This is a genomic window from Herbaspirillum huttiense, from assembly GCF_047300815.1.
GTDB classification, from domain to species: Bacteria; Pseudomonadota; Gammaproteobacteria; order Burkholderiales; family Burkholderiaceae_D; genus Herbaspirillum; species Herbaspirillum huttiense_A.
Map to the genome: position 1 here is coordinate 2554727 of NZ_CP178608.1, position 19265 is coordinate 2573991.

Annotated in this window: 15 protein-coding genes; 1 reads left to right on the top strand and 14 read right to left on the bottom strand. The window is 65.4% G+C overall.

Going from position 1 to position 19265, the window contains the following annotated elements; all coding sequences use genetic code 11:
• Window positions 1-9: 9 nt before the first annotated feature.
• From ACLRDN_RS11850 to ACLRDN_RS11915, 14 genes are all read right to left on the bottom strand, one after another.
• Window positions 10-249 carry a hypothetical protein gene (locus ACLRDN_RS11850; protein ID WP_413460170.1) on the bottom strand — a complete coding sequence of 80 codons (240 nt, stop codon included), beginning with the start codon at window positions 247-249 and terminating at the stop codon, window positions 10-12.
• A complete protein-coding gene (locus tag ACLRDN_RS11855; protein WP_413460171.1) occupies window positions 246-2654 on the bottom strand; it encodes a chemotaxis protein CheW in 2409 nt (802 codons plus the stop codon). The genes ACLRDN_RS11850 and ACLRDN_RS11855 overlap by 4 nt, the downstream gene beginning before the upstream one ends.
• The gene (locus ACLRDN_RS11860; RefSeq protein ID WP_034309545.1) at window positions 2651-3037 is read right to left on the bottom strand and encodes a response regulator; all 387 of its coding nucleotides are present in this window, start codon (window positions 3035-3037) and stop codon (window positions 2651-2653) included. Before ACLRDN_RS11860 ends, ACLRDN_RS11855 begins: the two co-directional genes overlap by 4 nt.
• Entirely contained in the window at window positions 3034-3894 is an 861-nt protein-coding gene (locus ACLRDN_RS11865) for a CheR family methyltransferase (RefSeq protein ID WP_413460172.1), read from the bottom strand. Before ACLRDN_RS11865 ends, ACLRDN_RS11860 begins: the two co-directional genes overlap by 4 nt.
• The gene (locus tag ACLRDN_RS11870) at window positions 3894-4508 is read right to left on the bottom strand and encodes a HEAT repeat domain-containing protein (protein ID WP_413460173.1); all 615 of its coding nucleotides are present in this window, start codon (window positions 4506-4508) and stop codon (window positions 3894-3896) included. The genes ACLRDN_RS11865 and ACLRDN_RS11870 overlap by 1 nt, the downstream gene beginning before the upstream one ends.
• Window positions 4509-4536: 28 nt before the next feature.
• Complete coding sequence (cheB, locus tag ACLRDN_RS11875) at window positions 4537-5643, bottom strand: chemotaxis-specific protein-glutamate methyltransferase CheB (protein ID WP_413460174.1); 1107 nt, start codon at window positions 5641-5643, stop codon at window positions 4537-4539.
• 33 nt (window positions 5644-5676) lie between these two features.
• A complete protein-coding gene (locus ACLRDN_RS11880) occupies window positions 5677-7290 on the bottom strand; it encodes a chemotaxis protein CheW (protein WP_413460175.1) in 1614 nt (537 codons plus the stop codon).
• A gap of 46 nt (window positions 7291-7336) precedes the next feature.
• Window positions 7337-9253 carry a methyl-accepting chemotaxis protein gene (locus ACLRDN_RS11885; RefSeq protein ID WP_413460176.1) on the bottom strand — a complete coding sequence of 639 codons (1917 nt, stop codon included), beginning with the start codon at window positions 9251-9253 and terminating at the stop codon, window positions 7337-7339.
• Between the two features lie 379 nt (window positions 9254-9632).
• Window positions 9633-10277 (bottom strand): LuxR C-terminal-related transcriptional regulator, encoded by a 645-nt coding sequence (locus ACLRDN_RS11890; protein ID WP_112076886.1) that lies wholly within the window; start codon window positions 10275-10277, stop codon window positions 9633-9635.
• A gap of 358 nt (window positions 10278-10635) precedes the next feature.
• The gene (locus ACLRDN_RS11895; protein ID WP_413460177.1) at window positions 10636-12297 is read right to left on the bottom strand and encodes an MFS transporter; all 1662 of its coding nucleotides are present in this window, start codon (window positions 12295-12297) and stop codon (window positions 10636-10638) included.
• 569 nt (window positions 12298-12866) lie between these two features.
• Complete coding sequence (locus ACLRDN_RS11900) at window positions 12867-14069, bottom strand: TIGR03364 family FAD-dependent oxidoreductase (protein WP_413460178.1); 1203 nt, start codon at window positions 14067-14069, stop codon at window positions 12867-12869.
• A 155-nt stretch (window positions 14070-14224) separates the two neighbouring features.
• Window positions 14225-15256: a putative 2-aminoethylphosphonate ABC transporter substrate-binding protein gene (locus ACLRDN_RS11905; protein ID WP_209580506.1), complete on the bottom strand. Its 1032-nt coding sequence runs from the start codon at window positions 15254-15256 to the stop codon at window positions 14225-14227.
• Window positions 15257-15337: 81 nt separating this feature from the next.
• On the bottom strand, window positions 15338-17095 hold the full coding sequence (locus ACLRDN_RS11910; protein WP_413460179.1) for a putative 2-aminoethylphosphonate ABC transporter permease subunit: 1758 nt from the start codon (window positions 17093-17095) through the stop codon (window positions 15338-15340).
• 12 nt (window positions 17096-17107) lie between these two features.
• Window positions 17108-18196 carry a putative 2-aminoethylphosphonate ABC transporter ATP-binding protein gene (locus ACLRDN_RS11915; RefSeq protein WP_413460386.1) on the bottom strand — a complete coding sequence of 363 codons (1089 nt, stop codon included), beginning with the start codon at window positions 18194-18196 and terminating at the stop codon, window positions 17108-17110.
• A 337-nt stretch (window positions 18197-18533) separates the two neighbouring features.
• On the opposite strand from ACLRDN_RS11915, the gene ACLRDN_RS11920 reads away from it, so the two are divergent.
• Window positions 18534-19058: a TonB family protein gene (locus ACLRDN_RS11920; RefSeq protein WP_413460180.1), complete on the top strand. Its 525-nt coding sequence runs from the start codon at window positions 18534-18536 to the stop codon at window positions 19056-19058.
• The last annotated feature ends 207 nt before the right edge of the window (window positions 19059-19265 follow it).

A 19265-nucleotide genomic window follows, 5' to 3' on the forward strand; every position in this document is an offset into this window, starting at 1 on the left:
GCAGGCTGCTCAGTGCTGCGGCAGGGCCGCGCGCAGCCATTCGCTGAGTTCCGGCGCGCCCGGCCAGGCGCTGATGCTCGCTGCCCCCGCCATCAGCACCTGCAGGCAGGCCGCATGCACATGCTCGCAGGCGGAAAGGTCCACCGGGGCCGCCGGATGGCCGGCCACCAGGGCCAGCAGGGCCTCGGCATCTTCCACGGCCAGTACGCCCGCACAGTGCAGGGTGTCGTCCTTGAATTCGATCGTCATTTCAGCAGCTCCTTGGGGTTGAGGACCATCAGCACCGAGCCGTCGCCCAGCAGGGCCGATCCGGCATAGGCCGTGAGGCCGGCGAGCACGCCCGAGAGCGGCTTGAGGATCACTTCCACCACCTCCCGGAAGTCATCGATCACCAATCCCAGGTACTGCCCGTGCACGCGCAGGATCAGGGTCGCCCATTCGTCGTGCTCGTTGCAGCGCTGCGGGGTGTCCAGCCCGAGCAGGCTGTTCAGTTCCAGCAGCGGCACGATGCGCCCGCGCAGGACGGCGGCATTGTGCTGCTTGATGCGGTGCACGTCGGCGGCCGGGACGCGCACCGTTTCCACCACCGCTTCCATCGGCAGGCCGTACTGCACGCCGCCGGACTGCACGATCATCACGTTGGTCACCGCCATCGACAGCGGCAGCGACAGTTGCAGGCGGGTGCCCTGGCCGGCCTGGCTCTCCAGCTGCACGCTGCCGTGCAGGCGCTCGATGGCCGTGCGCACCGCATCCATGCCCACGCCGCGTCCGGAGAGATCGGTGACGGCCTCGGCCGTGGAGAAGCCGGGCAGGAACACCAGGTTCACGGCTTCGCGGTCGCTCATCCTTTCCAGTGCCGCTTCATCCACCAGGCCGCGCGCATACGCCTTGCGGCGGATCACGGCGGGGTCGATGCCGCGCCCGTCGTCGGCGATCTCGATGACCACGCAATCGGCTTCCTGGCGTGCGCTCATGACCAGCTTGCCGGTGGCCGGCTTGCCGGCGGCGCGGCGTTCTTCGGGCGTTTCCATGCCGTGGTCCAGCGCATTGCGCACCAGGTGAACCAAGGGGTCGGCCAAGGCCTCGATGACGTTCTTGTCGGCCTCGGTGGTCTCGCCTTCGAGCAGCAATTGCACCTCCTTGCCCAGCTTGCGCGCGATGTCGCGCACCAGGCGCGGGAAGCGCTGGAACACGAAGGACACCGGCATCATGCGCACCTGCATGATGGCATCCTGCATCTCCTCGACGATGCGGTTGATGACCGCATGCTGGGCCCGGATATCGCGGCCCAGTTCGCGCTTGCCGTACTGGTTCTCGGCACGGGAGGCCAGGTAGGGCAGGCCGTTGCGGGCCACCACCATCTCGCCGATCAGGTTCATGAGGCGGTCCACCTTTTCCTGTTCCACCTTCAGGACCCGCGCGCCATTGCTGTCCTCGGCGCGGCGACCGAAATTGACGGGAGCCTCTCCCTCAGCCGCTGCGGGCGTGACTGCCGCCGTCGCCGGGGCCACAGCCACCGCGGCCGGTGGGGCGATCTCTGCGGCGATCATTTCTTCTTGCACCTCCGCGTGTGCGCTCACCTCGGCCATCGACTGCACTTGCGCATGTTGCTCTATCCAGGCCACCACCGGCGCCACGCTCGACAGCGCCAGGGCTTCCTCGGCGCAGACTTCCAGTGCAGGCAAGACATCCAGGCGTCCGATGGCGCGCATGCAATTGGCGATGGTCGTCACGGCGGCCTTCAGATGGCCAGGAACCCAAGGTGCGCCTTCGAGCGCCCACAGTGCATCGTTCTGGGTCTGCACGATCATCAGCGCATCGTTGGCCCGGGTCTGGTCCTTGACTTCGATGGCCGCCGCCGGCAGGGCGGTGATCCAGAACTGCCCCGGCACGTAGCGGAAATGATCATCCAGCAGGCTGCGGTCAGCCGTGGCCACTGCCTGGAACACCAGGTTGGCGCGATAGGCATCCAGCTCGGCCAGGGCAGGCCAGGCGCTGCCGGGCACCACGCGGCGCCACAGCACGCCCGGCATCTGCGCGGCCAGGCGCAGCGGGTCCTCGCCCTTGAAGAAGCATTCCGGTTCCGGTGTGTATTCCACCCACAGCAGGGTCTCGCCGTTGCGGGCGGCATCGGCCCACGCCATGCGCAGGCTGGCGGGCACCCGGGCCAGGGCCTCGGTCATGCGGCTGCGGGCGGCTTCTTCAGCCGCGCGCTGGCTCGCCTGGTGGGCATCCTGACCACCGCCCTGGGCCAGCTGCATCCCGCAGCGCTGGCGCAGGCGGGCCACCAGTTCAGCGCACGGGGCAGCCTGGGCCGGGTCCGGCTGGCCGGCCAGTTCGATGTCGTCGAACTGGCGTGCCACGAAGTCCATGGCTTCCAGCAGCAGGTCGGCCATCTCGCGGTCATAGGCGACCTGGCCGTCGCGTACCGCACTCATCAAGTCTTCGGCCGCATGCAGCACCCGGAACATCTCGGGAAACTCGAACAGCCCGCAGTTGCCCTTGAGCGTATGCACCACCCGGAACAGGGACTCCATCAATTCAGGATCGGCCGGCTGGCGTTCCAGGGCCAGCAGGCGGCTGGCGATCTCCTGCAGGCCGTCGCGCGACTCCTGCATGAATTGCAGCAGCAGGGGAGAGAAGGCGGTCGTCATTGCGTTTCTCCCAGCATCAGTTTGACGTTGCGCAAGAGCGGCACGGGGCGCGCCGGCTTGACGATGTAGAGATTGGCGCCGGCCTCGAAGGCCTTGCGGCGATCGCATTCCTGGGCTTCGGTGCTGACCATGATGGCCGGTGCCTGGGGGATGTCGTGCTGGCGCAGGGCGCGCAGGAAGGAGTAGCCATCCATTTGCGGCATGTTGACATCGACCACGTACAGGTCGAAGGGCTGCTGGCCTTCGGCACAGGCGGCCAGCGCCGTCTCCAGCGCCTCCAACCCGTTGCTGGCTTCGCGCACGGTATAGCCGGCGTCCTCGAAGATGGCCCGTTCATACAGACGGACGGTGGCAGCATCGTCCACGATGAGGATATGTTTCATGCTTGCTCCAATGGCTTCTGGTAGACGATCGCTTGTGCAAATTTGCGGATCGCAAACAGCGATGAGATGCGGCTCATCGACTCCGAGTGGCCCAGGCAGATGAAACCGCCCGGGCGTAATACGTCATAGAAGGCTTCAGCGGCACGGCGGCGCGAGGCGTCGTCGAAGTAGATCAGCAGGTTGCGGCAGAACACCAGGTCGTAGTTGCGGTAGGCTGCCACTTCGGCGCGTTCGTTCAGGTTCACGCGGGTAAAGGCCACGACCTCGCGCAGGCTGCGGTTGATGCGCCAGTTTTCCCCCTCGCGGGTGAAATACTTCTGCAGCCAGGCGGCCGGCAGCTGGTGCACCGCACGCGGCGAATAGAGGCCGGCCTCGGCCTGGGCCAGGATGCGGGTGTCGATGTCCGAGGAGACGATCTCCACATCCCAGCGTGCCAGTTCCGGCCAGCGTTCCAGCAGGTACATGGCCACCGTGTAGGCTTCCTCGCCGGAAGACGACGGCATGATCCAGATGCGCATCGGTTCGCCGCGCGGCTTGCGCGCCACCAGCTCGGGCAGCATCGACTGCACCATGCAGTCAAACTGGTAGTGCTCGCGCATGAAGTAGGTCTCGTTGACCGTCATCTCGTTGACCAGCCGCTGCCATTCGCGGCCAGAGGTCTCGAAGCGCAGCAGCGAGAAGTACTCGCGGAAGTCGGCACAGCCTGCTGCCTGAATGCGGTCGATGAGGCGCTTGTCGACGAAGTAGCGTTTGGTCGATTCGAAGTGGATGCCGCTGCGGCGGTAGAAATATTCACGGAAGCGCTCGAAGTCTTCGGCGCTGATGTTGCTGGTGGGGGCTTCTGCAGAAACGTTCATTACGCGCCCCGTCCAAGCCGGTTCAGCAGCAGGCGCCCGGCAAACGTGATGTAGGGCTCGTCGGCAAAGCGGCGCATGAGCGTGGTCACCGGACCGATGGCCGCCGGCGTGCCGATGGTGGTCAGCACTTCCAGCGCGGCACCGCAGACGTTGACATCGGTCTCGGCATCGATCAGTTGCAGCAGCCAGTCTTCCACCCGCGCATGGCGCAGCGTGTCGAGGATGCCTACGGCCAGGATGCGGATATCGGTTTCGGGATCAATGAGCATGTGCGCAATCACGGGAGCCACCTGTTCGGGCATGCCGCGCAGCAGGTCGATGGCGGCGTTGCGTAGCCAGGCGTCCTCGCTGCGCAGGCAGCCGGCCAGGGCTTGCACGGCCTCGTCGCCGGGCGTGGCCGCCAGTGAATCGAGCAGGGCCGTGCGCACGGCCAGGCTCGATTCGCGTTCCAGGGCATCGAGGATGACCGGTACCGCCTCCGGCTGTCCGGCCAGGATCTGGGCCGCACTGCGGCGCAGCGCCGGGTCCGCCGCCTGCAGGCTGGCCAGGGCCGTGGCGCGGGCCACTTCCGGGATACTGGCGCTGGGCATTCCTGTGGACTTGTTCAAGGGCATGATGAGTTCCGTATCGGTGTGATTCGTATCAGGTGAGGGGACACAGCCACTGGATCAGCTGGCCTGCAATCCGGTCGGCCGGCAGTACGCTGCTGGCGCCGCCACGGCGGATCAGTTCGGCCGGCATGCCGAAGACCACGGCGGATTGTTCGCTTTCGGCGATGGTGCGTCCGCCGGCTTGCCGGATCTCGGTATAGGCCTCGGCCCCATCGCTGCCCATGCCGGTGAGCATGACGCCCACGATGGCCTGGGGCGGATACAGCTGCAGGGCGCTGGCCCCCAGCAACTGGACCGAGGGATGCCACAGCTGGGTCGCGTCCGGCGGGCGGCTGACCAGCGTGGGACGGCCGTTGCGCGTGGTGAAGATGCTGTCGGCACCGCCCTTGCAGACATAGACCGTGCCCGCTTCCAGCGGCATGGGCTGCGCCGCCTCGACCACGCGCAGGGCGCATAGCCGGCCCAGGCGCTCGGCGAAAGGCGCGGTAAAACTGGTCGGCATGTGCTGCGCCACCACCACCGGCCAGGGGAAGTGCGCCGGCAACTGCGGCAGGATGCGCTCCAGCGTGCGCGGCCCCCCGGTAGAGACTCCGATGACCACCACCCCCGGCTGGCGGGCGTCCAGCGGCGTCGAGGGGGCTGGTGCCACTGCCGCTGATCCGACAGGATCGGCCGGCCGTGCGATGGTGCGGGTGCGGACTGCGGTGCGCGGCGAAGGGGCCGGCGGCACTGCGTCGGGCCTGCTCACCTTGGCCTTGGCAGCGCCCCGTACCTTGGCCACCAGTTCGGTGCGCAGCACATCGATGCCCAGGCTGATGGTGCCGCCCGGCTTGGCTACGTAATCCACCGCCCCCAGGGCCAGGGCTTCGAAGGTCGCCAGCGCCCCCTGGGCAGTCAGGGAGGAGAGCATGATCACCGGCACCGGACGTTGCAGCATCATTTCCGCCAGCGCCGAGAGACCATCGAGTTCGGGCATGTTGATGTCGAGGGTGACGACGTCGGGCGCGAATTCCAGGTTCATGCTGACGGCTTCGCGGCCATTGCGGGCAAAGGCCACCGCAAAGCCACCGGCCTGCTCGAAGAGCTCGCCCAGCTGCTTGCGCATGAGGGCTGAATCGTCGACGATGAGCAGCTTCATCCTTCTCTCTCCTGTCCTTTCTCGTGCGTAGGCTTACGCGGCTTGTCCCATGCCGGCCAGCAGGGCCAGCTCTTCGCCTTCCACCAGGTAGCGGGGTTCCACCAGCTGGATCATGCGTTTCTGTTTCTCGATGTTGGCCATGCGCGAGAGCAGGCGCACCTGCTGGCTCGACAGCGAAGGCGCGGGCCCGATGGCGCGGCGTTCGATTTTGAGGACCTCGGCCACCGAATCGACGATGAAGCCGGTGCACACCTGGTCGATCAGGAACACCATGATGCGCTGGCGGTCACTGCGTTCCACCCGTGGCAGGCCCAGCCGCATGCGCAGGTCGATCACCGGCAGCACGGCGCCGCGCAGGTTGATGACGCCTTCCACAAATGTCGGGGCGCGCGGCACGTGGGTCAGTTGCTCCGGCACGCGCACGATCTCCTGCACGCTGTCGATGGGCACGCCGAATTCCTCCTCGCCGAAGCGGAACACCACGACCTGCTCCTCATCGTCGCTGCGGGTCTCGGGCTGCTTGTCCTGATTCATCTCGTTGTCCTCCAGCAGGGTTTCGATGGCCGGTTGGCGTAGCAGGCTCACCGCGTCGATCACCGACACCAGCCGCTTTCCGTTGTCCAGCCGGCAGATGCGGGCGATATCGGCCATCCCCTGGTCGCGCGCCAGCAGCGTGGGGACCGCTTCCACGGTGTTGAGCGGCACCCGCAGCACTTCGTTGACGGTATCGATGACCACTCCCACGGCGCCTGCCGAGTCCCCGGCCGCCGGGGCGACCACGGCGATGCGGCTGCTGTGGTCCTGCTGGCGCGGCAGCAAGCCGAACATGTGGCGCAGCGACACCAGCGGCAAGAGCCGGTTGCGCAGGGTCATGATGCCCAGCACGTGCGGCTCCGCATGCGGCACCTGCACGATGGTCTGCGGCATCTGCACGATTTCCTGCACGTCTTCGATGGCTACCGCATATTCCTGGCCGGCCACCATGAAGCTGACCAGTTGCAGTTCATCACCACCCTGGGCCTGCACGTCTTCGGTGCTGCCGCCATCCATGGCAGTCTGTCCGGCGCGCGTGCCGGTTGCGGCTTCGGCAAATTCGGCCGCCACCAGCCGGGCAAAATCCAGCACCATGATCATGGGGTGGCCGCCGACGTCCTTGATCAGCCCGGACAGCAGCTCGGTGCGCACCGAGGAGGCGATGCAGGCCACGTCTTCGATCTGGCGCAGGTCCACGCCGACCACGCTGGCCACGTGATCCACCACGAAGCCCAGCGGCTGGCCCAGGTCGATCACCACGGCACGGCTGGCATCGTCGGCCGGCCGGTCCGGCAGCCCGAAGATGCGGCTCAGGCTGACGATGGGCAGCACCTTGCCGCGCAGGTTGGCCAGGCCCAGCAGCGCCTGCGGGGCCAGCGGCACGTGCACCACTTCCGGCACGCGGATGATTTCCTGTACCGGCGCCATGTCCACGCCAAAGACCTCGTCGCCAACCGTGAAGGTGACGAACTGGCGCAGTTCGGTGTCGCCGGCGGCTGGCGGGGGCAGGTCGTCGTCGGCTGTGCCGGCGCAGGCCGGCGGCGTCGCTGCGCCGGGTGCAGGCGCGATGGCGGCCGGGGCCGTCTCGCGCTCGATGAGGGATGCGTCATTCATGTTGTGTGTGCCTTTCTCGGGTCCACGGGTTCACTGGAGCAGCGAGTCAGGTGCTTTGCAGCTCATCGGCCAGCGAGGCCACTTCCTCGACGGCGGCGGCCAGTTGCTCGGCCCCCTGGGACTGCTGGCGCGCGGCGGCAGCGGCTTCGGTGGCGGCACGGTCGGCTTCCTGGGCGGCGGCGGCAATCTGCTCGGTGCCGGTGCGCACCTGCACGATGGCCGCAGCGACCTCGCTGGCGGCCGACAGGATTTCCTGCGTGCCTTGCTCCACAGCGGCCACATCGCTTTCGATGCTGACCAGGGCGCTGGTGATGGCCTTGGCTTTTTCGGCTTCGCCGATGGCAGCGTCGGCAATTTCTTCCAGGTCGCGCTCGACCACGGCGATCTGGTCCTGCACTGCCTTGACCAGGTCCTTGATGTTGTCGGCATTGCCGGCCGAGTCGTGGGCCAGGTTGCGGATGTCGGTGGCGACCACCACGAAGCCCTTGCCGAACTCGCCGGCGCGGGCCGCTTCGATGGAGCCATTCACGGCCAGCATGTTGGTCTGGATCGAGACCGTGGTGATGGCATCGACGATCTTGTCGATGCGGCGCGAGACCAGGGCCAGGTCCTTGATCTGGCGAATCGAGGCGCGTGAGGCGTCCACCGAGTTGGCGATGCCGGCGATGAGCGAATCGACGGCCTTCTTGTTCTCGCCCAGCAGCGCCCGGATCGCAGTGGCGCGTTCGCCGCTGGTGCCGGCGCGTGCTTGTGCCACCTGCAGGCCGCGCGAGATCTGTTCGATGGCCGTGGCCGATTCTTCGGTGGCCACCGATTGCACTTGCGTGCCCTTGCGGATCTGTTCGATGGCCGACATGATCTGGGCGCTGGCGCGGCTGATTTCCTGTACGGCGGCCGAGAGTTCTTCCGCACTGGCGGCGACTTCCTCGGCGCTCTTGGCCACATCGGTGGAGTTCTTGAGGTCTTCGGACAGTTCCGACAGCGCTTGCGAGGTGGTTTCTGCTTCCGACAATGCCTGGCCTTGCTCGGCCACGGTCTTGGCGGATTCGACGGCGGCGGCCGATTGTTCTTCGGCGGCGGCGGCGATTTCCTGGGCGCCATCGAGCGCCTGCTTGGTGGCGGCGACCGACTGCTGGGCGCCTACGGCAATCTCTTGCACGCCGGCGACAATGACCTGGGCATCGCGGCGGATGTTGTCGAGCTGGGCGCTGATCATCTTGCCGCTTTCTACCTCGCCCAGGACGGTGGTAGCGGCCGCGCCGATCCCTTCGACCACGGCCTTGACCTCGCGCTGGATCTGGCCGACCAGTTCCTGGATCTGCTTGGCGCTTTTTTCCGAGGTCTCGGCCAGGGTGCGCACCTCATCGGCCACGACGGCAAAGCCCTTGCCATGCTGCCCGGCGCGGGCCGCTTCGATGGCCGCGTTCAGGGCCAGCAGGTTGGTCTGGTCGGCGATGCGGGCCACGGCCTTGACGATGTCGCCGATGTTGGCGGCCTGCTTTTCCAGTTCGGCCACCATGGTCACCGAGCTGGACTGGCGCTGGGCGGCAATGCCCACGTTGGTGACCAGGGTGGCGATATCGCCGCTGGTGCGGGTGACCTGGTTCTGCACGCTCAGCATGCGGGCCTGGCTTTGATCGGCATTCTGCAACTGGCGGCCGATGGCCTGCTCGACCTGGCGGAAGGCGGCCAGCGATTCCTGGGCGGCGCTGGAGGCCTGCTCGGCGCCGCGCGCAATCTGGTCGGAGGCGCTTTTCAGCTCTTCGGTGGCGGCAGAAGCCTCCGAGATGCCGGCGCTGAGTTCGGCGGTGGCGGCGGCGATGCGCTCGGCGGCCTGCTGCTGCTTGGCCAGGGTGCGGGCCTTCTTGCGCAGGGCATCGGCCTGGCGCGAAGTCGAGGCGGCCGCACGCTGGTCGGTTGCGCCCTCATAGTTGGAGTTCTGGATAGTCTTGACGAGCGCCATGTGCGCCTCCTGGAAAAAAATTGTGCTCAAACGGACGGTCTTGCAGGTGAAATGGTAGGGGGGGCTTGTTGCCCGGCGGAATCGGTTCTGGTCCTAGGAGATACATAGGAAATGTCCTAGGAAAACCGAGCAGTCCGGTTTCGCTTGCCTAGTCCTGATCGGCCGTGTTGACGCCTTGACCATGCGTACAGGACCGCGCTTTGCGCATGGCGAATGCGAAAGCAAGCGTGCTGCGGTCAACGGGCGCTGTTGCGTACAAAGGATGGGGTGGAAAGTCGCCGCACTGGCGTGCCGGGCGGCAGGAGCGGGAACAGAGAGGGCGGGGGAAGTTGCGCGAAGGGATCAGGAAAAACGGCTGCAGCTGCTACTGGAGGAAGGCTCAGGTCTGCCGTTCCACCAGGTTGTTCTTGACGGCCCACAAGACCAGCCCGACCACGTCGCGTACGCCGATGCGGTCCATGATCTGGGCGCGGTGGGCGGCGATGGTCTTTTCGCTCAGGTCCAGTTCGTAGGCGATTTCCTTGGTGGTCTTGCGATGGGCAATCATGGCCAGGATCTGGTGCTGGCGCGGCGTGAGCGGATCGGCCTGGGCCTGCCGGGCGGGCCCCGTGTAGAGGCAGTGGCTGATCATCGACTTGGCCACGGCCGGGGTCAGGTAGCACTCGTTGCGGGCCACGGCCTGCAAGGCGATGTCGAGTTCGGCGGGATTGGATTGCTTGAGCAGGTAGGCAGCCACCCCCATGCGCATCACCTCGGCCAGCAGCTCGGCATCGGGCGGGTTGCCGACGATGACCACGCGGCTGGCAGGGCATTTGCTGCAGATATCGGCCAGCAGGGCCAGGCCCTTGCGGGTGTCGGTGGAGAGATCGAGGATGACTGCGTCCGGCGCCACGCTCTGGATCACATGCAGGGCCACGGGTCCGGCTTCCACTTCGCCGATCACCTGCTGGCCTTCCAGCTTTTCGATCAGGCAGCGCAGGCCGGCGCGCATCATGATCTGGTCGTCTACCAGGACTATGTTCATGGTGAGGATCCCCCGCTCTGCAAGTTATGGTACGGCGTCCCTGGAAGCGGTTGGAAGCGGTTGGAAGCGCAGTGAATGAGCACGCGCGCAGACCTTGGGATGCCTGTTCTCAGTAGTGAATTTACTAGATTATCATCCTCATTTCAATCAAATATAACGAATATACGACAATTTATCAAAAATATGATTTTTGATGAAAATGATCTGGTCAATTTGTTCAGGTTTCGCAGGGCACAAACTTCGGGCGTTCCTGCACCATGAAAAAAACCGGGCGCAATCATGATTGCGCCCGGTCCGGTAAGGCTTCGCGCTGCGCCATCCTGCCTAGAGGCCGGACGGCGAGCACGTTACTGCGAGATTACTCGTGGATGTTGTTGTGAACGGTTTCCTTCACGAACAGCAGGCCGATCACGACGGTGGCCACCGAGATCACGATCGGATACCACAGGCCGTAGTAGATGTCGCCCTTGAAGGCCACCAGCGCGAAGGAGGTGGTGGGCAGCAGGCCGCCGAACCAGCCGTTGCCAATGTGGTAGGGCATGGACATGGAGGTGTAGCGGATGCGGGTCGGGAACATTTCGACCAGGCAGGCGGCGATCGGGCCGTAGACCATGGTCACGTAGATCACCAGGATGAACAGCAGCAGCAGGACCATGGGCTTGTTGATCTGGTCCGGATCAGCCTTGGCCGGATAGCCGGCAGCCTTGATGTCGTCAGCCAGGGCCTTGGACAGTTCCTTGTCCTTGGCGGCGGCCTCTTCCTTGGACAGGCCGGCGGCATCATACGAGGTGATGACGCGGTCGCCGATCTTGACGGTGGCCACCGAGCCCGGGGCACCGGCCACGTTCTGGTAGTTCACCGAAGCAGCCGACAGCTTGGCCTTGACGATGTCGCAGGACGAGGTGAACTTCTTGGTGCCGGTCGGGTTGAACTGGAACTGGCAGCTGGCCGGGTCGGCGGTGACGATCACCGGGGACTTTTGCAGGGCGGCTTCCAGCGCCGGGTTGGCGAAGTGGGTCAGGCCGTTGAAGATCGGGAAGTAGGTCACCGCGGCAATCAGGCAGCCACCCAGGATGATGGGTTTGCGGCCGATCTTGTCGGAGAGCGAGCCGAAGAACAGGAAGAAGGGCGTAGCCAGCAGCAGGGCTGCAGCGATGAGCAGGTTGGCGGTCGGGCCATCCACCTTCAGGGTCTGGGTCAGGAAGAACAGGGCGTAGAACTGGCCGGTGTACCACACCACGGCCTGGCCGGCGGTCAGGCCAACCAGGGCCAGGATGACCAGCTTCAGGTTCTTCCACTGGCCGAAGGCTTCGGTCAGCGGTGCCTTGGAGGTCTTGCCCTCAGCCTTCATCTTCAGGAAGGCCGGCGACTCGTTCATGGACATGCGGATCCACACCGAGATGGCCAGCAGCAGGATGGAGACCAGGAAGGGAATGCGCCAGCCCCAGTCGGCGAAGGCGGCTTCACCCACCGAGGTACGCACGCCCAGGATCACCAGCAGCGACAGGAACAGGCCCATCGTGGCGGTGGTCTGGATCCATGCGGTGAAGGCGCCGCGGCGGCCTTCCGGTGCGTGCTCGGCCACGTAGGTGGCCGCACCGCCGTATTCACCGCCCAGCGCCAGGCCCTGCAGGATGCGCAGGATGATCAGGATGATCGGGGCGGTGATGCCGATGGAGTTGTAGTTGGGCAGCACGCCGACGATGAAGGTCGAAGCACCCATGATGAGGATGGTCACCAGGAAGGTGTACTTGCGGCCGACCAGGTCACCCAGGCGGCCGAACACCAGCGCGCCGAAGGGACGCACGATGAAACCGGCGGCGAAGGCCAAGAGGGCGAAGATGAAGGCGGTATTGGGGTCGGTGCCGGCAAAGAACTGCTTGGCGATGATGGCCGCCAGCGAGCCGTACAGGTAAAAGTCATACCATTCGAAAACGGTGCCTAGCGAAGAGGCGAAGATGACTTTCTTCTCCTCCGGGGTAATGCCGCGCGCAGTCGTATTGACTGATGCTGTGGTCATGTTTGTCTCCTTGGTTTTAATGAATGTGCTACTGCATGGACTGCGACCAGGTACTCAGGGCAACAGGGCAACAATGCAACAGATGGACCAATGGGGCGTTATGCAAGAACGCACCGGAGAACGAGCATGAAGAGCATGCAGAGCATGAAGAATCGACTCCCCTCGCTTCCCCGTCTGACACAAACCGCGATATTGGCTTCGCATTGCTTGCGTAAGGACCCACTTGTCCATGCGGCGAGTGTGCGACGCCAAACTTACGCAGGACTTGCTCCAAACTTACACAAGCTTACAGCGCAGCAAGCCCGTTTCTGGTTGCGGCGCAGCAGGCAGAGGCGCATCCGTCAAGGCTTTGCAGGGTGATGAGCTTATTGCGCCGCAGCGACTGCCCGCGGCGGCTCGCCTCTTGGGGAAGAAGGTCAAAAATTTTTTTCTGTCAGGAATCACGAAAGGCAAGTGAAGCATCTTGCCTGGCATGCGGGTCAGCGGCCTGCCCATCGGGGCGGGAAGGCAGCGGGGACGGCGGTGACAGGGCGCTGCAAACCGCCCCGTCACCGGACTAGCTCACTCCATCAGGCCAGGGCAGTGGCCGGTGCCGGCTGTGCGGCCGGAGTCGGCAGGCTGTCGCCTTCCAGCAGCGCCTTGACCACGCGTTCGCCCAGGCCCAGGCCAACGCTCATGCCGATACCGGTATGCATCAGCACTACCGAGGTGTGGTCGTCGATGGCCAGGGCCGAGAACGGGCCCGGTCCCTTGCTGCCGTAGACGCCTTGCCAGCGCTCGATGACCTGCACGCGCGAAGCCAGCGTATGTTCGACCAGGCCGATCAGGAGTTCATCGATTTCCTCACTGTTGAACGGGGGCGAATCGGTGCCGTAGTGATGCGAATCGCCGACGATGAGCTCCTGATACGGGGTCGGGCTGACCAGCAGGTGAATCCCGTGCTTGTTGAGCAGCGGGGCCTTGGCCTCGATCTCGGCGTGTACCGCGCGGGCCGTCGGCAGGTCCGAGAAAGCGCCGTAGTGGGTGCAGGACAGGCCGGTCAGCACGGCATGGGTCAGCGGTACCGTTTCCTCGGTCTTCAGGCGCAGCATCTGCAGGCGGCACTGCTTCAGGTTCATCGGCTGCAGGCGGTCGGCGAAGAGCGTCAGGTAATCGTGGCCCGAGCACACCACCACGCGCTCGGCGCGGAATTCTCCGGCCGTGGTCGAGAGGCGGCCGTCGGCGGTGCCATGCACCAGGGTGTTGAAGCGGAAATGCACGCCCTGCGAATGCAGGTAGGCCACCAGGGCCGGCATGGCTTCGCGCGAATACAGCTGCAGGTCTTCGGTGCCGTGCAGGGCCGAGCGATGATGGCGGAAACGGCCGTTGTAGAGCGCGTCCAACTTGTCGCCTTCGAGCAGGGAGGCGCGGTAGTCGTACTGGCGCGCACGCACGGTCATGAATTCCAGCAGCACGTCGTGCTCGGCCTCGCTGCGGGCAAACAGCAGGGTACCGGCTTCACGGGCGCTGAAGTGGGCGCGCGCGGCCAGGTGCAGCCAGAGGGCGCGGCTTTCGCGGGCCAGGTCCAGCATGATGCCGGGCGGCTGGCCGGTCACCAGGCCCATGCCGAAGTTGCGCACGGAGGCGCCCAGGGGCGTGCCGGTACGTTCGAAGACGGCCACCTTGAGGCCACGCTTGACGGCGGCGTAGGCGTGGGCCAGGCCGAGGATGCCCGAGCCGACCACGGCCAGGTCGAAGTGCTGCGGATCGTGTTCTGAGAGGGAATTGTTCATGGGAAGTGCTCCATCGGAGTCAGTGGCGAGATGTTGTGCGGCGTCTTGTGCGGGGACGCTCTGGCGGCGTCCTGCGGTCCTCTCCGTACGCCGTCACGGAGCGGCCCGAAGGTCTCGGGCCCGTGACGGCGCGGTATTGCGGGCAAGTCCTGGAATTACTGCTTCTTCTCCGACTTGCTTTCGTAACGCTTGCTCCACTCGGTCAGGATGCGGTCACGGCTGGTGCTGGCCCAGGTGAAGTCGTTCTTGATCAGGCGCTTTTCATAGTCGGCCGGCAGCAGCTCGTCCGGCTTGGCCACGCCAGGAATGGCGACCACGGCGAAGTTCTTTTCATACAGGGCCATGGCTTCCTTGCTGGCGGAGAAATCGGCCAGCTTCTTGGCAGCGTCCAGGTTCTTGGTGCCCTTGACGATGGCGGTGGCTTCGATATCCCAGCCCAGGCCTTCGGACGGCAGGATCACGTCGATCGGTGCGCCTTCCTTCTTGGTCTTGACGGCACGGTACTCGAAGGCGATGCCGATGGGGAATTCACCGGTGGCGGCCTGCTTGCAGGGCTTGGAGCCGGAGTGGGTGTACTGGCCGATGTTCTTGTGCAGGGCGTCCATGTAGGCCCAGCCTTTTTCTTCACCCATCATCTGCAGCCAGGCCGAGACATCCAGGTAGCCGGTGCCGGACGAGGCCGGATTGGGCATGACGATCTTGCCGGCATAGACCGGCTTGGTCAGGTCAGCCCAGGAGGTCGGCTTGGGCAGGCCCTGCTTTTGCGCTTCCACGGTGTTGAAGCAGATGGCCGAGGCCCACACGTCCATACCGACCCAGGCCGGCGGATTGGCGGCGCTGCGGTACTTGGCGTCGATGGCCGACAGGCCTTGCGGGGCGTATGGGGTCAGCATGCCTTCCTTGTCCAGCAGGGCCAGGCTGGTGGCGGCCAGGCCCCAGATCACGTCAGCCTGCGGGTTGGCTTTTTCGGCCAGCAGCTTGGCGGTGACGATGCCGGTGGAGTCGCGCACCCACTTGATCTCGATGTCCGGGTTGGCCTTCTGGAACGCGGCCTGGTAAGCCTTGATCTGGTCGGCTTCGAGGGCGGTGTAGACGGTCAGCGTGGTAGCGGCGTGGGCCTGGGCCGAGAACAGCAGGCCGGCACCGATCACCGATGCGAACAGGGAAAACAGCTTGGTTTTTTTCATGATGGCCTTCGTCAGTGAATGGCTGGGTTGAAAACGCGTCGGGGACGCAAGGTGGAGAAATCGTAGGGCTGCCGGTCCGGCTCAATGCGCACGTCCACGGCGCCAGGCCTGGGCTCGCGCCAGCCAGCGGCTGCCGGCCAGGTGCATGAAGAGCGAGGCCGCCGCCGAGGTCAGCAGGATCAGGGTGGACATGGCGGCCGCCGGGCCGACATCGCCGGCGTCGTCCATGTTCAACACCGCCACCGAGGCCAGCACCGTATCCGGGCGATACAGGAAGATCACCGCCGACACCGTGGTCATCGAGGACACGAACAGGTAGCGGAAGATCTCCAGCATCTGCGGCAGGCACAGCGGCACCGTCACCCGCAGGAAGGTCTGCAGCAGCGGCACCTTCAGCGACAGCGAGGCGGCTTCGAATTCAGGATCAAGCTGCTTGAGCGCGGTGACAGCGGTGAGATGGGCGGTGGTATAGAAATGCACGATGGAGCAGAGCACCAGCAGCGTCATGGTCCCGTAGAGGAAATTGAACGGGTTGGACGGATGGTTGAAGAACAGCAGGCTACCCAGGCCCAGCACCAGCCCGGGCACGGCCATCGGCAGGAAGCTCAGCATGCGCAGCAACGGCGAGAGCCAGGCCTGGCCACGCGTCTTTTCCATCAGCCAGGCACCGGTGAAGATGACCAGTGTCCCGGCTACGCTGGTGCCGCAGGCCAGTTTCAGGCTGTTCCAGTAGGCCAGCCAGCCGCCGCCGTCCATGTTGTCGAAGTCGTAGTGCTGCAGCGTGAGTTGCAGGTTGTAGGGCCACAGCTTGACCAGGGAAGCCCCCATGGCCACCACGATCATCATCAGGATGGCCGCCGCGATCAGGGCCACCGCCAGCAGGTTGATGCCATCACGGCGCCAGTCGGGGCGGGGAACGTAAGCTTCGGAGCGGCTGCTCATGGTGGCGCGCTGGCGGCGCTGCAGCCAGGCGTCCAGGGCAAAGGTCAGCAGTGCCGGCACCAGCAGCAGCAAGCCGATCAGGGCACCGCGTCCGAACTGCTGCTGGCCGACCACCGCCTTGTAGGCTTCCACGGCCAGCACGCTGTAGGCGCCGCCGGTGATCTTGGGCACGCCGAAGTCGGTGATGGTGAGCGTAAACACCAGGCACAGCGCACCGAAGATGCCGTAGCGCGTCGCCGGCAGGGTGACGGTGGTGAAGATGCGCCAGCGCGAGGCCCCCATGGCGTTTGCGGCGTCGTAGAGGCGGCCATCGGCCTGCGACAGCGCCGACAGCAGGATCATCATGGCGTGCGGGAAGGTGTAGAACACTTCACCCAGCAGGATGCCCCAGAAGCCGTAGATGCTGCCACCCATCCACTCCTTGAACAGGCCCTGGTTGCCGAACAGGTAGATCAGCGCGATGCCCGGCAACAGCGACGGCGCCAACAGCGGCAGCAGGCCGATGCCGCGCCACAGGCCCTTGAAGGGAATGCAGGTGCGCTGCAGGGCGTAGGCGAACATATAGGCCAGCGGCACGGTCACTACGGCGGTCACCGTTGAGACCCACAGACTGCGCCCCAGCATGGGCAGGAAATTGATATTGGCGAAGAGCGTCACGAAAGGCTGGCTGCCCGCCCAGCTGCCCTCGGGCGTCAGGACAGCTTGCGCCAGGATGAACAGCAGCGGTCCGCCCAGACCCAGCAGGAGCAGGGCCAGCAGCAGGCATTTCATCGCGCCGGGCAGCCACTGGCTGTGGTCTGTCAGGGAACGCCGCGCCGCCGGGGCGCCAGCTTGGGTGCGATCGCGAGCCAGGGCAGGCATGGGGGAGGTGGGCGGCAAGGAAGATTGCATCGTCATGAACGGTCCGGCTCAGGCAAAGACCTGCAGGGCCTGGCGCGGCAGCGCCACCCACAGGCCTTCCTGGGCGTGCAGGTCGGCCAGGCGCTCATGCGATTCGCCGCTGACATCGGCCAGCAGCGTCTGGCCCGGCAGGGCGTCGGCCGCCAGGGCCAGGCGATAGCGGTTGCCCAGATAGATGCGATCGATCACGCGGGCCTGGAAGCGGTTGGCGCAGGACTCGGTGGCAAACAGTTCCACGGCTTCGGGGCGGCAGAACAGGCGGCCGGTTTGCAGCTCCGCTTCTTCCGGACGGATTTCGAGGCGCAAGGCGCCGACCGTGACCTGCGAGCCCGAGATGCGCGAAAACGGCAGCCAGTTGGCGTGACCGATGAAGTCCGCCACGAAGGGCGTGGCCGGGCGGCGGTAGATCTCGGCGGGCGTGCCGAACTGTTCGATGCGGCCATGCTGCATGACGGCGATGCGGTCGGCCATGACCATGGCTTCTTCCTGATCGTGCGTGACCATCAGGGTGGTGATGCGGAACTGCTTCTGCAGGCGGCGGATTTCCAGTTGCAGGTGTTCGCGCACCTGCGCATCCAGGGCCGAGAGCGGTTCGTCGAGCAGCAGCAGCGAAGGCGAGGGGGCCAGCGCGCGCGCCAGCGCCACCCGTTGCTGCTGGCCGCCGGAAAGCTGGCCGGGATACTTGGATTGGCTGCCTGCCAGGCCGACCATGGACAGCATCTCGGTCACGCGCTCCTGGCGTGCCTGACGCTTCATGTTGCGCAGGCCGTAGGCGACGTTGTCGGCCACGCTCAGGTTCGGGAAGAGGGCGTAAGACTGGAACAGGATGCCGTAATCGCGCGATTGCGGCGGCAGGTCGGAAATATCGCGGCCAGCGGCGAAGAGTTGACCGGCATCCTGGCGCTCCAGCCCGGCGATGGTGCGCAGCAGGGTGGTCTTGCCGCAGCCCGAGGGACCCAGCAGGCAGACCATCTCGCCCCGACGCACTTCCAGCGAAACGCTGTCGAGTGCGGTGAAGGCGCCGAAGCGCTTGTCGATGCCGCGCACCGACAGGAAACGCTCGCCGGCATCGGCTTCATCAGTCGGGCAAACCGGCATCGCGAGGGTGGCGGCGGAAGAGGGTGTCTGCATCATTTCGGAGGGTGTCCAGCTGGTTCGCGGTGTTGCCCAAAGGCAGTCCCCATGCGGGCTTTCGCCGGATGGGCCGGTCCGTTCAAAGGCAAGCGGATGGTACGGCCCAAATATGACTGCTGGATGACACCCCCTGCTGTGATAGCGGGCCGGAATCCTTGCTATAGATTGAAGCTATGGATCGTCATCGCAGCTCCCGCGGCAAGGGAATCCGGGGCCCGCAATGCGGTCCAAATTTGTCCTGATCCTTCATTGACGCCTTGCGGCCAGTGAAGCAAGATCGCTCAGCACTCAGGAGGAGAACATGAACAAATACGGTAGGCCCGCCCGTCGGCCGGGGGTACGCCTGGCGATGTCGGGCGTCGGCATCGCTGCCATGCTGGCGGCCTGCTCGGCACCGGAGAGCACCCAGCAGGAGCGCGATGCCCTGGCGCGCTCGCTGATCGAGCAGAAGAAGACTACCGAGGACGCCACCTCCACGGCTACCACCGTCGACGGCTACAAGGTGGACCTGGCCAAGCGCATTTCCCAGGTCAACTTCACCAGTGTCTACGTGGAGCGCCCGCAGGCCTTGCTGCGCTCGGTGATCGTCATCAAGTACGTGGTCGATGGCGACGGCAACCTGGTCAAGAGCGAGATCCTGCGCAGCAACCGCGACAAACACGCCGAATCCAGCGCCCTGGACAGCCTGAAATCGGCCGCGCCCTTTCCCAAGCCGCCACCGGCGCTGCTCAAGCAGGGCCGCATCGAGCTGTCGGAGAGCTGGCTGTTCAACAACGACGGCCGCTTCCAGTTGCGCAGCGTGGCCCTGGCCCAGATGGACCGCTAGCGGCAGCCCTGCCAAAGATGCCTCGCGGCATTGGCATGTGTATAATGTCGCGCGAGCACGACGGTATGCGTTGTGTCTCCCGGGCCTGACGGGCCTGCGCCGGATCAGGGCGAACGCGAGTTCGCCTTTTTTCTTATGGGCGCGCAGCAGCGGCAGTCTGCGCTGAACCCTGCTGTCCTTCATTGACCAGATCGTTTATTGATTGGC